General features: G+C 63.8%; 14 protein-coding genes. 5 read left to right on the top strand and 9 right to left on the bottom strand.

What is annotated here, in order from left to right; genetic code table 11:
* The 3 genes from EOA23_RS11505 to EOA23_RS11495 all read left to right on the top strand — a co-directional run.
* Positions 1-534 (top strand): SDR family oxidoreductase (locus tag EOA23_RS11505; RefSeq protein ID WP_127304209.1); only part of this gene is annotated, 534 nt, incomplete at its 5' end.
* 27 nt (positions 535-561) lie between these two features.
* Positions 562-1710 (top strand): dihydrodipicolinate synthase family protein, encoded by a 1149-nt coding sequence (locus EOA23_RS11500; RefSeq protein WP_127304207.1) that lies wholly within the window; start codon positions 562-564, stop codon positions 1708-1710.
* Between the two features lie 8 nt (positions 1711-1718).
* Positions 1719-2579 (top strand): sugar phosphate isomerase/epimerase family protein, encoded by an 861-nt coding sequence (locus EOA23_RS11495; RefSeq protein ID WP_127304205.1) that lies wholly within the window; start codon positions 1719-1721, stop codon positions 2577-2579.
* Positions 2580-2683: 104 nt separating this feature from the next.
* On the opposite strand, the gene EOA23_RS11490 is transcribed toward EOA23_RS11495, so the two are convergent.
* Positions 2684-3454, bottom strand: a complete 771-nt coding sequence (locus EOA23_RS11490; RefSeq protein WP_127304203.1) for an enoyl-CoA hydratase/isomerase family protein — start codon at positions 3452-3454, stop codon at positions 2684-2686.
* Positions 3451-5022, bottom strand: a complete 1572-nt coding sequence (locus tag EOA23_RS36080) for an acyl CoA:acetate/3-ketoacid CoA transferase (RefSeq protein ID WP_127304201.1) — start codon at positions 5020-5022, stop codon at positions 3451-3453. Before EOA23_RS36080 ends, EOA23_RS11490 begins: the two co-directional genes overlap by 4 nt.
* Positions 5023-5136: 114 nt before the next feature.
* On the opposite strand from EOA23_RS36080, the gene EOA23_RS11480 reads away from it, so the two are divergent.
* Positions 5137-5958 (top strand): aldo/keto reductase, encoded by an 822-nt coding sequence (locus tag EOA23_RS11480; protein ID WP_127304199.1) that lies wholly within the window; start codon positions 5137-5139, stop codon positions 5956-5958.
* 19 nt (positions 5959-5977) lie between these two features.
* Here the strand turns inward: EOA23_RS11480 and EOA23_RS11475 are convergent, their stop codons facing one another.
* The 7 genes from EOA23_RS11475 to EOA23_RS11445 all read right to left on the bottom strand — a co-directional run bounded on the left by EOA23_RS11475 (position 5978) and on the right by EOA23_RS11445 (position 14785).
* Positions 5978-7582 carry a GMC family oxidoreductase N-terminal domain-containing protein gene (locus EOA23_RS11475; RefSeq protein ID WP_127304197.1) on the bottom strand — a complete coding sequence of 535 codons (1605 nt, stop codon included), beginning with the start codon at positions 7580-7582 and terminating at the stop codon, positions 5978-5980.
* Positions 7582-9078, bottom strand: coding sequence for an aldehyde dehydrogenase family protein (locus EOA23_RS11470; RefSeq protein ID WP_127304195.1), 1497 nt, complete (start codon positions 9076-9078; stop codon positions 7582-7584). Before EOA23_RS11470 ends, EOA23_RS11475 begins: the two co-directional genes overlap by 1 nt.
* Before the next feature lie 59 nt (positions 9079-9137).
* The gene (locus EOA23_RS11465; protein WP_245474128.1) at positions 9138-10160 is read right to left on the bottom strand and encodes an alcohol dehydrogenase catalytic domain-containing protein; all 1023 of its coding nucleotides are present in this window, start codon (positions 10158-10160) and stop codon (positions 9138-9140) included.
* A 10-nt stretch (positions 10161-10170) separates the two neighbouring features.
* Positions 10171-11112 (bottom strand): ABC transporter permease, encoded by a 942-nt coding sequence (locus EOA23_RS11460; RefSeq protein ID WP_127304191.1) that lies wholly within the window; start codon positions 11110-11112, stop codon positions 10171-10173.
* Between the two features lie 9 nt (positions 11113-11121).
* Positions 11122-12627 (bottom strand): sugar ABC transporter ATP-binding protein, encoded by a 1506-nt coding sequence (locus EOA23_RS11455; RefSeq protein ID WP_127304189.1) that lies wholly within the window; start codon positions 12625-12627, stop codon positions 11122-11124.
* A 7-nt stretch (positions 12628-12634) separates the two neighbouring features.
* Entirely contained in the window at positions 12635-13600 is a 966-nt protein-coding gene (locus EOA23_RS11450; protein WP_127304187.1) for an ABC transporter permease, read from the bottom strand.
* Between the two features lie 72 nt (positions 13601-13672).
* A complete protein-coding gene (locus tag EOA23_RS11445; RefSeq protein ID WP_127304185.1) occupies positions 13673-14785 on the bottom strand; it encodes a sugar ABC transporter substrate-binding protein in 1113 nt (370 codons plus the stop codon).
* A gap of 191 nt (positions 14786-14976) precedes the next feature.
* On the opposite strand from EOA23_RS11445, the gene EOA23_RS11440 reads away from it, so the two are divergent.
* The gene (locus tag EOA23_RS11440) at positions 14977-15687 is read left to right on the top strand and encodes a TetR/AcrR family transcriptional regulator (RefSeq protein ID WP_126064277.1); all 711 of its coding nucleotides are present in this window, start codon (positions 14977-14979) and stop codon (positions 15685-15687) included.
* The last annotated feature ends 16 nt before the right edge of the window (positions 15688-15703 follow it).

Genomic DNA, 15703 nt, shown 5'->3' with positions numbered 1-15703 from the left:
CCCCTGTCGACGCTGATCAACAATGCCGGCGTGTCGGTCATTTCGCGTGGCGACCCGCTCGACGTGACGGAGGAGAGCTACGACCGCTGCCAGGCAATCAACACCAAGGCGCAGTTCTTCCTGTCGCAGCGTTGGGCCAGGCGGCTGCTTGCCCGCGAGCGCGATGACGACCGCTTCTACAGCCTGATCAACGTCTCTTCCTCCAATGCCACGGCGGTGGCGGAGCCGCGCGCCGAATATTGCGTGTCCAAGGCCGGGTCCGCGATGGTCAGCCAGATCTTCGCCGTCCGCCTCGGCCGCGAGAACATCGCCGTCTACGACATCAGGCCTGGCCTGATCGAAACAGCCATGACCAAGGCGGTCAGCGAGACTTACCAGCGCCGCATCGACCAGGAGGGGCTGACATTGATCCGCCGCCTCGGCAAGCCGGAAGATGTCGGTCGCGTCATGGCGACGCTCGCCACGGGCGAGCTGCCCTATACGACCGGCCATGTCATTGCCGTCGACGCGGGCATGCTGGTGCCGCGGTTCTGACTGCGGCGTATCGTCAGGGAGAACGCCATGATCATCCAACTGCCGGATAACACAGGCAGACTTTCCGACTACCGGCTTCAGGGCAAGACGATTCCGGCCGCGCGATTGCCCTCCGATGCGCCACGTACCGTGCTGTCGGCGGCCCATGTTGTGGCGGATCCTTTCGGCTTCAGCGATCCCGGCGGTCCCGCCGCCATCGACTGGAAGGCCACGATGGCATTCAGGCGCCATCTTCACGGCCTCGGCCTCGGCATCGCCGAGGCGATGGACACCGCGCAGCGTGGCATGGGCCTCGATTGGCCTTCGGCCTTGGAGCTGATCCGCAGGACCAGGAGCGAGCTGCCCGACGCGCTCGTCTTCAACGGCGCCGGCACCGATCAGCTCGGACCGGCCGATGCACGCACGCTCGACGATGTTCGCCGAGCCTATTTCGAGCAGCTCGAGGCCATCCAGAAGGTCGGCGGCAGATTGATCGTCATGGCCAGCCGGGCATTGGCGGCCGTGGCGCGTTCGCCCGAGGATTATGTTTCGATCTATGGCGATGTGCTCGCGCGCTGCGACAGGCCGGTGATCCTGCACTGGCTGGGAGAGATGTTCGATCCGGCCCTCAAGGGTTATTGGGGAGCCGCCCGCTTCGAGGACGCGCTCGAGACGGTCTTGGCGATCATCGGAAACAACACCGCCAGGATCGACGGCATCAAGATTTCCCTCCTCGACAAGGAGAAGGAAATCGCGATGCGCCGTCGTCTGCCCGTCGGCGTGAAGATGTATACCGGCGACGACTTCAATTATCCGGAGCTGATCGCGGGTGACGAACAGGGGTTCTCGCATGCCCTGCTTGGTATCTTCGATCCCTTGGCGCCGGCCGCCGCTTACGCCATCGACCGGCTCGGCCAGGGCGACACCCAAGGGTTCCACGCCGCGCTGGACCCGACCGTGCCGCTCGCGCGCCTGATCTTTCGACCGCCCACCCAATACTACAAGACGGGGGTCGTGTTCCTTGCCTGGCTGAACGGGTTCCAGGATCATTTCATCATGCTGGGAGGCGCCCAGTCGATGCGGCCGCTGCCCTATTTCGTGGAAGTGTTCAAGCTGGCCGACGGCTGCGGCCTCCTGGCGAATCCCGAGCTGGCGGCCGCACGCATGCGCAAGCTGCTTGCCCTTTATGGTCTTTGAGCGGAACCATGCGCGACTTGACGAGGAACCATTCCGCGCTGGCGCTCAATACGGCGACGCTCGGCCACAATCTCGACGGTCACGGCGCGGGCTGGTCGGTCGAGCGAGTCGTCGATGCATGCGCGGAGCGCGGCATACGCGGCATTGTCTTCTGGCGTCGCGAAATCGGCGGCCGTGCCGTCGAAATCGGCGAGCGGGTTCGCGCGGCCGGCCTGAGTGTCGTCGGCCTGTGCCGCGCGCCTTACCTCACCGGCCCGCTTGCGCTGCCCGGCCGCGCGGCGATCATGGACGATTTCCGCGCCGCGATCGACATGGCCGCCGGTCTCGGCGCGCCTGTCCTGACCATCGTTTGCGGTGGGGTCGAGCCAGGAACGAAAGGCATCGGCGAGAGCCTCAAGCTGGTCGCTGACCGTGTCGCCGAAGCTGCAGCCTACGCGGCAGTCAGAAGCGTTCGCCTGGCTCTGGAGCCGCTGCATCCGGTTTATGGTGGCGACCGCTCCTGCCTGGTGACGATGCGCGACGCGGTCGATCTTTGCCTTGCCATTGATGCGCCCAACGTTGGCGTCGCGGTCGACGTCTACCACGTCTGGTGGGATCGCGCGCTCGCCGGCGAATTGCTGCGGGCCGGGCCGAAACGCATTTTCGGCTATCACCTGTGCGATTGGCTGGCGCAGACACGCGACGTGCTCCTGGACCGCGGCATGATGGGAGACGGCGTGGCCGACCAAAAGGCGATCCGCGCGGCGGTGGAAGCGGCCGGCTACGACGGGCCGTGCGAGGTGGAGGTGTTCTCGGCGCAGAACTGGTGGAAGCGCGACCCCGGGGACGTGCTGGACGCCTGCGTGGAGCGCTTCCGCTCCGTTTGTTGAAGACAGAGGCTGGATAGCCGGGCAGCGCTCGAAGCCAGGACTGTTCAGCAGTCAGCCGCCGCCTCGCGAAACAGACTCCTACCGCGTTCAGATCGGGCCTGAGATCAGTCTCCCGACCGGCGGCCCTTTTCCCGGAAGGCTGCCAGGCCCGCCCGAAGGTCGTCGCTGCCGGCGGCGATACGTCCGGCAAACGCATCCAGGACACGCTCCCGTTCCTCGCCTTCGGCAGCGTTGATGAGCATCTTGGCGAGCTCCGTCGCGGTAGCGGACCGGCTTGCAACGATAGCTGCAAGTTCCTCGGCCGCCGCGAGGCCGTCACCCTTGCCGACGACCTTGTCGACAAGCGACAATCTCAAGGCCTCGTCGGCGGAATAGACCTCGCCGAAGAGCGACATGCGCCGGATCAACTGGGCGCCGAAACGGCGAGCTGTGCGCTGGGTGCCTGACCAGCCCGGTATGATCCCGAGGCCGGTTTCAGGCAGACCGATGCGGGCGTGGCTCTCGGCGATCCGATAGTCGGCGCAGGCCGCAAGTTCCAGGCCTCCGCCGAGGCAATGGCCGTTGAGGACGGCAATGACCGGTTGCGAAAGCCTGGCGAGAGCGTCTAAGCCGGCATGGCCGTCGCGGATCCAGTGGCGCGCGAACTCCGCCGGGTCGAGCGCGCTCCAGGCGGCGACGTCGCCGCCCGCGCAGAAGGATTTCTCGCCCTCGCCGGTCAGGATCAGCACCTTCGCCGCGGAACGCTCCACCGCCCTGCACAGCGGCACGAGCGCATCGACCATCGCGGCATCGAGCGCATTGAGCTTCTCAGGCCGGCGGATGGTCATACGCGCGACCGCTCCGTCGAAGCTGAGGTCGAGACGGGGATCGCTCACAGACGCAACCCAATCGGCTGGTCGAGGAACAACGCCGCGTCCATCAGCTTCAGTGCCGGCGAGACCGCGAGAGGAGCCGCCGCCTGCCGAAGGATGTCGCGTTCCAGGTCGAGCCCGGGGGCTATCTCGGTGACGACCAGGCCGTCGGCGGTCAGGCGGATGACGCATCTTTCCGTGACATAGGTGACGTCCTGGCCCTGGCTGACGGCGCGCGCGCCTGAGAAGCTGACCTGGTCCACCTTCGGGACGACCTTTGCGACCTTGCCTTCCTTGTCGATGACCAGCTTGCCGTTCTCCAGCCGCATCTTCGCGCCGGCGTTGAAGTTGCCGGAGAACACGATCTTGCGTGCCCGCGAGGTGATGTCCACGAAGCCGCCGGCGCCGGCGGTGCGATGCGGCGTCGAGGAAAGACGCGAGACGTTGACGGATCCGTCGGAGCCGATTTCGAGGAACGACAGCAAGGAGCAGTCGAAGCCTCCGGCCTGGAAGTAGGTGAAAAGGTGCGGCGAGGCGACGAAGGCCTCCGCGTTGGAAGCGCAGCCGAACTTGAAGTCGAGCAATGGCACGCCGCCCACCGGCCCTTGCTCGATCACCCAGGTAACGGCGCCGTGCAGGCCCTCTTCGATCAGGATGCGAGGCACGTTGGCCGAGATTCCGAAGCCGATATTGACCGCCCAGCCCGCTCGAAGCTCCTGCGCGACGCGGCGCGCTATGACCTTGGAGACATTGTATTCCGGGGTGCGGAACGTGTGCAGCGGCCGGAACAGTTCTCCCGATATGGCCGGATCATAAGCCGTCGCCGTGGTCTGCAGCTGGTCCGGCGCCTCGACGATGAAATCCACCAGGATACCGGGCACATGCACATCATGCGGCCGCAGCGTGCCCTGAGCCGCGACGCGCTTGACCTGGGCAATGACGATGCCGCCGCAGTTGCGCGCCGCAAGCGCCATTTCCATGGCGCCGAGCGTCGCGCCTTCCTGCTCGAAGGTGAGGTTTCCCTTCTCGTCGGCGGTAGTCGCGCGGATGATCGCCACATCCGGCCGGAGCGGAGGGAAGTGAAGCCAGGTCTCGCCGTTGAATTCGACGCGCCGCACGATTGGCGCCTTCCGGGCCGAAGCGTTCATGGCTCCGCCCTCGAGCATCGGATCGACAAATGTGCCCATGCCGACCTTGGTCAACACACCCGGACGCTGCGCCGCGCCCTCGCGCAGCATGTCGAACACGATTCCGGAGGGGAAGTTCCAGGCCGCCACGTCCTCGGCCAGGATACGCTGCCAGATCAGCGGCGGCTCGGCGTTGGTCGGTCCTGAGGGATATGAGCCACCGATTATGCGACTGATCAAGCCCGGCAGGGCAATGTGATCGACCCCCTTGGTGCCGAACATGTCGCCGGCGGCAATCGGATGGATGGTGGTGATGTTGCGCGGCGCCCCTTCGGCCGCGAAACGTTTGCCAAGGGCTTCCAGCACGGCATCCGGGCAAAGCAGACCGGACGACGAATTGACCGCTACCACCGCTCCGTCGCCTATCGCGGCGACAGCCTCCGCTGCGGACCTGACCTTGCTCACGCTACCTCTCCATAAGGCTTGGCAATAAGTAACTAGATAGTTATAAACGTGATATAGCCGCCTGCGGCTTGCAAGGCAAGCTCCGCGCCAACGGCAACCAGCGGGAGGATTTTTATGAACATCATGTTCCAAAAGACGAACCAGCGGATGTTTGGAACTTTCCCTCTTAAGGGGGATACGCTGCGCGCTGCGATCGCGGCTGCGATCGATGCGGGTTACCGCGCGTTCGACACGGCTCAGGCCTATGGCAATGAAGCCGACACGGGCCTGGCCTTGGCCGAGAGCGGCATAGCCAGGGACGAGCTCTGCATCACGACAAAGGTCACGGTTGAGAACTTCTCGCGGGAACGGTTCATCCCATCGGTAGAACAGTCCTTGCGGGATCTGAGGTTGGATCGCGTCGACATCCTTTTGCTTCACTGGCCGACGCCGGGAGGCGACATCGAGCTTTCCCTGGAACTGCTTCAGGAAGCTCAGGAGCAGGGTTTCGCCGGCACCATCGGCGTTTCGAATTACACAGCGGCGATGATGCGCCAGGCGAGGCAGATCACCGGCGTGCCGCTCGTGACCAATCAGGTGGAATTCCATCCGCTGCTTGACCAGCGCAAGCTGCTGGCGGCCGCGAGTGAAACGGGTATCCCGCTTTCGTCCTACTGCTCGGTCGCGCGCGGCGAGGTCTTCAAGCACCCGCTTTTCGCCGACATCGGCGCCACATACGGCAAGTCAGCTGCCCAGGTCGTGCTGCGCTGGATCCTGCAGAAGGGTTTGCCGATCAACACGATGTCCACCAAGCCGGACAACATCCGCTCCAATTTCGACGTGATGGACTTCACCTTGTCGAGTATCGACATGGACCGCATCGACGCCCTGAATGCCGTCGGTTATCGCGTTGTCGGGAAGCGGCTGATCCCCTATGCGCCGGATTTCGACGCCTGAGCGCGCGAACAGGAAGATGCTAGCGGTTGCCTCGGATCAGGTCCGACGCATGCTCGCCGATCATGATAGTCGCCGCGTTGGTGTTTGACCCCACAAGCGACGGCATCACCGAGCTGTCGCATATGCGAATGCCGTCGAGCCCATGCACGCGCAGTTGAGGGTCCACCACGGACAACGCGTCCTTCCCCATCTTGCAGGTGCAGGTCGGGTGATACGAGGTGCGGCCGTAGCGTCGCGCATAGGCTTCATAGTCTGACTGCGAGCGCACATTTGTGTCAGGGAAACGCAGTTCCTTGATGAATTTTCGCAGCGAAGGCTGATTGAATATCTCCCGGCTGATCTTGATGCCTTCGACCGACACTCTGAGGTCGTCCGGGTCCGCGAGGAAATTGGGATCGACGACCGGATTGTCGCGCGGATCCGGCGAACGGAGCGTCACGCTCCCACGCGATTTCGGACGCAGCGTGTAGCTGTTCAACGTGATGCCGGACGATCCCTTCGGAACCGACGGCACGCCCGCTTCCGCGCCGGCTCCTGCCAGGAAGTGGAACTGCAGATCGGGAACCGCTCCGGCATTGTTCCCCGAGGAATTCCAGAAGGCGCCGCCTTCGACCACGTTCGACGTTATCGGTCCGGTCTTGAACAGCATGTATTGGATGCCGGCCCACAGCATCCAGTGGGTCTTGTTGTACTTGTCGAGTGAATCGTGGCCTTTCAGCTCGGCCACGATGTCGATGCCGAAATGGTCCTGGAGGTTCTGCCCGACGCCCGGCAGGTCCTGGATCGTCTCGATACCATGTTGACGCAGGTGATCCGCAGGGCCGACGCCGGACAGCATCATCAGCTTCGGCGTTCCGATCGCTCCCGAGGCGACCAGCACTTCGCTGTCGGCATTTATGATCTTCAGCGAGCCGCCGACCGAGCATTCGACGCCAACGGCCCGGCGGCCTTTGAAGACGACGCGGTGGACCAGCGCCCCCGTGATCAGCGTTAGGTTCGGGCGAGCCAGGGCAGGCTTGAGGTAACCCACGGCGGCCGAGCAGCGGCGGGCGTTGCGCGTCGTGGTCTGGTAGATGCCCGTGCCTTCCTGCTTCGCGCCGTTGAAATCCGGATTATAGGGCAGCCCGTATTCCTGGCAGCTCTGGACGAAGGCGCGCGAGACGACGTTCGGATCGGGTATGTTCGACACGCCGAGCGGTCCGTCGGTGCCGTGGAGGCTGCCGGAGAATATGCTGTTGCCCTCGGAACGAAGGAAGTACTTGCGCACGTCCTTGAACGCCCAGCCGTCCGCGCCTTCCTCGTTCGCCCACCGGTCGTAGTCGGTCTCGTGCCCGCGTGTGTAGACCTCGGCATTGATCGACGAGCCGCCGCCCAGCACCTTTGCCTGCGCGTAGAGGATCTCGCGATTGTCCGCGTGCTTCTGCGGAGCCGTCACCAGGCCCCAGGTGAGCGGTCCGGTGGTCATTTTGGCGAAGCCGACCGGCATATGGATCAGCGGGTGGCTGTCCTTGCCGCCAGCCTCGATTATGCAGACGCGGACTGCCGGATTCTCGGACAGGCGCGCGGCAAGAACGCAGCCCGAAGAGCCTGCGCCGACGATCACATAGTCGAAACCTGTCGTCATCACTTGATCCAGTGCGTACGCTTGCCGACCTCGATGTGGACGGACTTCACCTGTGTGTATTCCTCCACGCCGTACATTCCGGCCTCTCTTCCCCAGCCGGACTGCTTGAACCCGCCGAGCGGCATTTCCGGCCCCCCGGCCATGATCGTGTTCACCCAGAGCCGGCCGGCGCGCACGCGCCGCGTCACCACCAGCGCCTTGTCTATGTTCTTTGTCCACACACTGGCAGCCAGGCCATACACCGTGTCGTTGGCGAGGCCGATGGCCTCCTCGACCGTATCGAAATGGAAGGACGACAGGACGGGCCCGAAGATTTCATCGCGGGCAATCGACATTTCGGGCGTGACTCCGGAAAACAGTGTCGGCGCGATATACTGACCGCCGCCGAGATTCAGGGCGTGCCCGCCGGCGACAAGCGTTGCCCCTTCTGCCTTGCCCTTGTCGATATAGCTCAGGATGCTCGAATTCTGCGCATCGGTGGTGATGGCTCCCACCTGCGTCTTCGTCTGCAGCGGATCGCCGACGACGATCCTGGCCATCTTGGCGGCAAGGATTTCCTCGAACTCGCGAGCGACCGAGCGCTCCACGATGACGCGGCTCGACGACACGCAGCACTGGCCCGTGTTGAAGCTTATGCCGAAGGCCGCGCCGTCCGCCGCGTCCTCGAGGTCGCTGTCCGCAAAGACGATGATCGGATTCTTGCCGCCCAGTTCCAGGCCGAGTTTCTTGAAGTTCGAATCGGCCGCCGCATGGACGCATGAGCGTCCGACGGATGTCGAACCGGTAAAGGACAGCATGTCGACATCGGGATGCTCGCTCAGGGCCTGGCCAATCGTCCGGCCCGATCCGGTGACGACGTTATAGACGCCGTCCGGCGCGCCGGCTTCGGACAGGATCTCGCCGAGCAGCAGCGTGGTTGCCGACGTGACCTCCGAAGGCTTGACGACCACGGTGCATCCGCTGGCAAGGATGAAGGGAATGCGCTCGCACAGGATCAGGAATGGGAAATTCCAGGGCGTGATCAGCCCGACCACGCCGACCGGCTCGCGCAGCACCATGCCGAAAAGGCCGTCGCCGAGACTGTTGAAGCTGTCGCCATGCAACAGCCTCGCGGCGCCCGCGCCGACCTCGAAGCAGGCAATGCAGTGATCGATCTCGCCGCGCGCCTGGGAGATCGGCTTGCCATTCTCGAGGACTTCCCAATAGGCGATTTCGTCGCGGCGGCGGCGCACGATCTCGGCCGCCCGCAGCAGCACGCCGGCACGGTCCGCGCCTGGCAGTCCGGCCCACCGGCGATCTTCGAATGCGCGGCGCGCCGCCGCGACGGCGGCATTGAGGTCGTCCACCGTGCATCTGGGCGTGAGCGTCACCGGCACGCCGTGGCCCGGCGACCGGCGCTCGAACAATGCGCCGCCCCGGCGCCAGGATCCGTCCGACCAGAAACCGAATTCGCGTGGTGCATCCGGCAGGGGTGCGCGGTCGGTGAAATCGAGCATGGAATGCCTCCGTTCTGGCGGTGCGCCCGCCGCTCGCGGCAGGCGGGTCGCGCCGGCGCCTAGTTCAATATGATTTGCGTCTTGAGATCCCGGGGCCGCTCGGCCAGGGTCTCGAAGGCGCGCTGGATGTCGTCGAGCGGGAAGTTCGCGCGTGTGAACGCCTCGGTTCGGAAGCGGCCATGCGACAGGAGCGTCAGCGCATCGTGCATGTCTTCGCCCATGCCGGCAACCGAGCCCTTGAGACTGTTCTCCTCGAGTATGGTGCGAAGGATGTCGACCGGCACCGTGTCGTTGGGTCCGGTGAGACCGAAGAAAGCGACATGACCGCCCTTGCGGATGAGCTCGAATGCGAGCGCGTAAAGCCGCGGCGAACCGACGCTCTCGATCACCAGATCCGCGCCGCGACCGCCAGTCCTTTTCAGGACCTCCGCCTTAAGCTGGGCGGGATCGGCGACGGCTGCGTCCGCACCGGCTTCAAGGGCAAGGCGGCAACGGTCTTCCGACAGGTCGGCGACGATGATTGGCGCGGCGCCGCACAGGCGCATCATCTGGACATGCAGATTGCCGATTGGTCCCGCGCCGAGGATCACCACCGACTGGCCGAAACTCGCCTGCGCCTTGCGCGCGGCGCGCACCACGCAGGACACCGGCTCCGTCAGGGCAAGCACCTCACCCGGCACATCGTCCGGAGCCGGTATGACAAGCCTGGCCGGCACGCACACATATTCGGCGAAGGCGCCTTCGCGGCCGATGCCCACCTGCGTCATCGACGGGCAGTTGAGGATCTCGTTGCGGCGACACCAATAGCACTGGCCGCAGCCGATATTGATGTCCGCGACGCAGGTCGTGCCCGGCTTGATATGCTTCACACGCTCGCCTGTCGCGGCGACCGTCCCGGCAAACTCGTGGCCCGGCACCAACGGCAGCCGGTCGGCCGCATAGTGACCGTTGAACATATGGATGTCCGTGCCGCATATGCCGGTCCGCTGGACACGGATCAAGGCGTCGTCAGGTCCCATCTCCGGAACGGCGACCTCGCGCAGATCGAAACGGTGCGGAGCGGTCAGGACGGCGGCGCGCATTGTTGCCATCTTACTTCACCGTGCGAAGCTTGGAGCGGTCGATGGTCAGGGCGATGGCCGCGATCAGCACCAGGCCGAAAACCATCTGTTGCTGCGTCGCCGCGATGCCGAAATAGAGCATCGACGCGCGGATGACCGCCACGATCAGCGTGCCGATCGCGGTATTGAGCACACCGCCGACGCCGCCTGTCAGTGGTGTTCCGCCGACAAGCACCGCGACGATGGCCGGCAGCAGGAAGCCGTTGGCGATCGTCGGCGCGCCGCCCGACAGCTTGACGGAGAACAGCAGCCCGGCCACCGCGGCCAGCCCTCCGGATATCGCAAAGGCGAGGATTTTGTAGCGGGCGACGTTGAGACCGGACGCGGCCGCGGCCAGTTCGCCGGCGCCCACGGCTTTCAGCGCGCGGCCGAGGACCGTGCGCCGTTCTATGAGCAGGCAGATCGCCAGCAGGCCGATGGCGATGAAGAGCTCGTGCGGCACGATGCCGGTTCGACCGATCATCCAGCCGAACGTCTCGTTGCGCTGGGTGGCGTCCATGTTCAGGGCGCGGTTGCCGGAAAGCCATTGCGCCACCGAAAAGCAGATGCCGCCGACGGCCAGCGTGGAGATGAAGGATGGCACGTACATGCGGGTGGTCAGGTAGCCGGAGAGTGTTCCCAGCATGAACCCGGCAAGGATGCAGAGTCCCGCCACCCAGATCCCCAACGGCGCCAAATAGACCGAGGCGACGACGGTGATCATGTTCGCCATCGACTGTGCCGACAGGTCGATGCCGCCGATGTAGATCGCGAAGGTCAGTCCCAGCGCCATGATGAACAGCGGCACGATATCGCCTGCAAGGCTCAGCAGATTGGCGGGCTTGAGGAAGCTCGGATCGGCGATGCCGACGATCGTGACCAGGACCAGGAGGGTAATCCAGGGGAAGTGCGGCTTAAGGCGTTGGATGTCCATGGAGGCCCCTCAGATCATGTAGTGCAGAAGGTCGTAGAGCGTCGGCTTGGAACCGGGCACGCAGTCGAAGCGCTTCTGGATCTCACCGTCCTTGATGACGACGATGGTGTGGGAGAGGCCGATCGCCTCTTCGAGCGTGTCGGCGACCAGGACAACGCCGACCCCGTCGTCGGACATCTCCCTGATCATGTCGTACACATCCTCCTTGGCACCGATGTCCAGGCCTCGGGTCGGATGATCGAGCAGCATGATGTCGGAGCCGCCCGACCGCCATTTGGCAAGCACGACCTTCTGCTGGTTGCCGCCGGAAAGGTTGCCGCAGTCGGCATATTCGGAGCTTGCCTTGATGGCGAGCTTGCCGATCCATTTCCTGGCAAGTGCACGCTCGTCGGCCACGTCGAGCCAGCCCATCCGCGCGTAGTGCGGCATTTGCGAGAGCGTCATGTTCTCGTAGACATTCATGCCGGGCACGATGCCCTCGATCTTGCGCTCGCGCGGCACATATCCGACGCCGCGCTCCACCGCTGCGCGGGCGGTCAGCCTGGAGACGGTCTCGCCCTTGATCTTCAGTGTGCCCTTGGTGGGCGTGCGCATGCCGTAGATTGTTCGAAGGATCGCTTCGCGGCCGGAGCCCTCGGTGCCGACCAGGCACAGGACCTCGCCGGCATGCAGCGTCAGCGAGATATCGTGAATCCGTCCTGGCAGGTCCACGCCCGACAGCTCGACCAGCGGCCTCGTCGCGTCGTAGGGCTTTTGCCGCTGCTCACGGTAATATTCCTTGTCGACATGGCGGCCGACCATCTTGTGCTGGATCGCCTCCGGCGTCGCCGCGCCGCGCGCGACGACATTGACCACCTGGCCGTCCTTCATCACGTAGATTCGGTCAGAGAGCTCCATCACCTCGTCCATGCGGTGGGACACGAAGATGAAGGAAGCGCGCGTCGTCAGTTCCCGCACGAGCTTGAACAACAGCTTCACCTCTTCCTCGGCGAGCACCGAGGTCGGCTCGTCGAGCAGGACGACCAGATGACCCTGCACCCGTTCCTCCAAGGTCAGCACCTTGGCCAGTTCCACAAGCTGGCGCTGCGCGAAGGAAAGGCTCGAGGTGATGGTGCGCGGATCGATATCGAGCTTGACCTTTGCAAGCTGCTTCCCGGCGGCTTTGGCCATCGCCCTCCAGTTGACAACGCCGAAGCGCGAGAACTGGTCTTCATAGCCCAGGAAGATGTTTTCCATCACGGACAGGTTGGTGATCAGCGATTGCTCCTGAAACACCATGCCGATGCCTCGCTCCATGGCGTCGCGCGGGCCGCCGAACCGGACAGGCTTGCCATCGATGAGCATCTCGCCGCCGTCGGGCTGGTAGGCGCCGTAGATCACCTTCATGAGCGTGGATTTGCCAGCGCCATTCTCGCCCACCAGCCCGACGATCTCGCCCCGGCTGATGGAAAAGTCGACCGATTTCAGCGCATGGACGCCCGGAAACTTCTTTTCGACGGCTTTCAATTCATACATTGCGGCCTCACTTGACGAACGCGACCGCGCGCCGGTCCGTCGACAGGATGACCGCGATGATGACCAGCAGCCCGAGAACGGCGGCCTGCAGGAAATCGGGCAGGCCGATGACCACCATGCCGTTGTTGATGACGGCGACGATCAGGACGCCGACGAGCGTGTTCCAAACGCCGCCGATGCCACCCCAGAGCGCCACGCCGCCGACCACCACCGAAGTGATGGACATGAACATGAAGTTGGATCCGGTAACGGATTCCGCCTGGCCGAGCTTCGCCACCTGCAGGATCGCCGCGATCGCGTAAAAGAAGCCGGCAAGCGAGAAGCCGGCCATCCTGACATGCTGCACCCGCACGCCCGAGGCATGGGCGAGTTCCTCGCCGCCGCCGACCGCATAAAAGTAACGCCCAAGGCGGGTCTGGGACTGGATGAACCAGGCGAGGACGAGGCAGAGGCCTGCGACATAGACCATCAGCGGAAAGCCGAGAATGCGCCAGGTCAGCAGGGCGCGGAACGTCGGATCGTTGAATTTGACGATGTCGCCGCCGGTCAGCAGGATTGCGGCGCCCGTTCCGACGAATCCGAGCGCGAGGCTCGCCATGAAGGATGGTATCTTCAGCTTGACGTGGATGAAACCGTTCACCAGGCCGATCGCGGCCCCGACGGCGAGAATGACCGGGATTGCGATCCAGCCGCCCGACGCGAGCGTTCCGCCGAGCGCCAGCATCAGGAAGCAAAAAAGAACGGCCGTCAGGGAAACGACGCCCTCCATGGAAAGGTCGATGGAACCCATCACGATGATGAAAGTCACGCCGACCGCCACCATGAGCGCGGGCGCCGCCGCGATCGCGATGCGCGCGAAGTTGCGTTGCGACAAGAACGAGGGATTTATCGCCGTGAACAGCACTATGAGCGCGAGAAGCACCATGAAGGGCGCCCAGCGGATCGCGTTCTCCCGCGTGAGGATGCGTGGCAACTCCGGCCTCCCGTCCAAGCGTGCCGTGTAGGGGGAGCGGCCCGTTTCAGGGCCGCTCGATCGAGCTTCGTATCACTTGTACTTGATCTGGCCGTTGCTCGGTCCCCAGAAATCCTTCCAATTGTAGGAAGGAACGGCGTCGAGATATTTGGCCTTGAAATCCGCGGCGTCCTTCTTGGTGACGAGGACCGTCGGGCCGTAGAATTCGCGGTGCTCCTTCGGTTCTTCCGAAGGCTTGAAGGCGCCGGTCGCGGCGTAATAGGCGAGCGCCGCCGTGATGCCGCCGCCCCAGTGCGGATTGGTGAAGACGGTCGCCAGGAGCTTGCCCTCCATCACCAGCTTAACGGCTTCCGGATTTCCGTCATAGGCGACGATCGGCATATTCTCGATCCCCTCGGCGCGCAGCGCCTCGATCACGCCATAGGCGATGTTGTCGTTGGCGCAGTGCACGCCGGTGATCTTGTCGCCGAAGCGCGTCAGGAAAGACGCCATCAGCTCCGTGGCCTTGGTCGTGTCCCAGTCGGCGGGCTGAGCATCCAGAAGCTCGATATCGGGAAAGTCCTTCAAGGCGTTCTTCAAGCCGTTCAGACGCTCGATTGCCGGGTTGTTGGCGGCAATGCCACCCAGATGCACGACGCCGCCCTTGCCGCCCATGGCGTCGAACAGGATCCGCGCCGTCTGCTCGGCCGGCTTCTCGTCCGACCAGGTCATGTGCGAGACGTAATTGTCGCCGATGTCCCACGGGTGCAGGTCGTCGGTCTTGTTCCAGATGGTGGAAATGTAGGCGCCGGCATCGCGCACAGCCTCGACCACCGGACGGGCGTTCGGGCTGTCATTGGCGTCGCAGGCGATAGCGCACTTGCCGCCTGTCTTGGCCAGGAACGCCTTTATGTCGGCCAGCGACTTTTCGGAGGAGCCTTCGTTGATCAGCGAGACGAGGGAATCCTTGGGCTTACCGAGGGATTCCACGAATGCCTCGCCGCCCGACACGATCGAGTTCCAGTAAGCCGAGGCGCGGTCGCGGTACGACCAGGCGATCGCCGGGTCGCTGATCGCCGCCCGGGCAGCGCTGCCGCCGAAGGCGAATGGCACGGCCATCGCCCCCATGCCGGTAGCCGTGGCGAGCAGGAAATTGCGCCGATTGACGGTCTCGCGCTCGATGAAATCCTTGATGAAAGTCGACATGTTACCTCCCATTTGGCGACAGCCCGCAAGGGCGGGCCGTCTATTGAGCAACCTCGAGAAGCCAGGCCGTCCAAACCGCTCTCTTGGTCGCTGAATGCACCATCTAGTTACTTCCTGAATGTGCGAGAGTCAAGCGGCGGCACGGTGCGCGGCCTGTTGACTTCTTGGACAATTGAAATGACTTTCAGCGCATGACCGATCGTCGACAGCACGCTGGAACTGGAACCAAGGGAGCGGCCAAGGTGGACGCAACGTCCGGAAAATCAGGCAATGTCGCCAAGAAGAAGCGGCTTCGGGATGCCGAAGCGACCAAGCTTCGTATTCTGGAAGCGGCGAAGAGCGATTTCGCCAAGAACGGCCTCGGCGGCGCGCGTGTCGATGTTATCGCGGCCAAGGCCAACGCCAACAAGCGTATGATTTATCATTACTTCGGCAGTAAGGACGGTCTCTTCCAGACTGTGGTGGAAAATGCCTATCTGGACATCCGCACGGCTGAGCAGAAACTTCATCTCGACGACCTGGAACCGAGGGATGCCCTTGAACGCCTCGTGCGGTTTACATGGCAGTATTATCTGAAGAATCCGGAGTTCATTACCCTGGTCAACAGCGAGAACCTTCACCGCGGCAAGCATGTGAAGAAGTCAGAGCTGATCAAGACCGCCAGCCGCAAATTCGTCGCCATGGTGTCGGGCATACTTGAGCGGGGCGTCAGCAGCGGCGACTTCCGCGCCGGTATCGACCCTGTGCAGCTCAACATCACGATCGCCGCAATCGGATACTACTATCTGACCAACAGGTTCACAGGCTCGATTATTTTCGAGCGCGACCTCATGGAGAAAGACGCTCTAAATGAGCGTCTGGAATTCAATATCGACACCATTATGAGGCTTGTGAGCGCATGATGCTTGCCTCGGAATG

Source organism: Mesorhizobium sp. M2A.F.Ca.ET.042.01.1.1, assembly GCF_003997405.1.
GTDB lineage: Bacteria > Pseudomonadota > Alphaproteobacteria > Rhizobiales > Rhizobiaceae > Mesorhizobium.
The sequence above is the reverse complement of the archived record's forward strand: the minus strand, read 5'-3'. Positions and strand labels throughout refer to the sequence as shown.

What these genes read in the sequence shown, in the direction of transcription:
- EOA23_RS11500 (WP_127304207.1), top strand. Translation starts at nt 562, where the DNA reads ATGATCATCCAACTGCCGGATAACACAGGCAGACTTTCCGACTACCGG.
- EOA23_RS11495 (WP_127304205.1), top strand. Translation starts at nt 1,719, where the DNA reads ATGCGCGACTTGACGAGGAACCATTCCGCGCTGGCGCTCAATACGGCG.
- EOA23_RS11480 (WP_127304199.1), top strand. Translation starts at nt 5,137, where the DNA reads ATGAACATCATGTTCCAAAAGACGAACCAGCGGATGTTTGGAACTTTC.
- EOA23_RS11475 (WP_127304197.1), bottom strand. Translation starts at nt 7,582, where the DNA reads ATGACGACAGGTTTCGACTATGTGATCGTCGGCGCAGGCTCTTCGGGC.
- EOA23_RS11470 (WP_127304195.1), bottom strand. Translation starts at nt 9,078, where the DNA reads ATGCTCGATTTCACCGACCGCGCACCCCTGCCGGATGCACCACGCGAA.
- EOA23_RS11465 (WP_245474128.1), bottom strand. Translation starts at nt 10,160, where the DNA reads ATGCGCGCCGCCGTCCTGACCGCTCCGCACCGTTTCGATCTGCGCGAG.
- EOA23_RS11460 (WP_127304191.1), bottom strand. Translation starts at nt 11,112, where the DNA reads ATGGACATCCAACGCCTTAAGCCGCACTTCCCCTGGATTACCCTCCTG.
- EOA23_RS11455 (WP_127304189.1), bottom strand. Translation starts at nt 12,627, where the DNA reads ATGTATGAATTGAAAGCCGTCGAAAAGAAGTTTCCGGGCGTCCATGCG.
- EOA23_RS11445 (WP_127304185.1), bottom strand. Translation starts at nt 14,785, where the DNA reads ATGTCGACTTTCATCAAGGATTTCATCGAGCGCGAGACCGTCAATCGG.
- EOA23_RS11440 (WP_126064277.1), top strand. Translation starts at nt 14,977, where the DNA reads ATGACCGATCGTCGACAGCACGCTGGAACTGGAACCAAGGGAGCGGCC.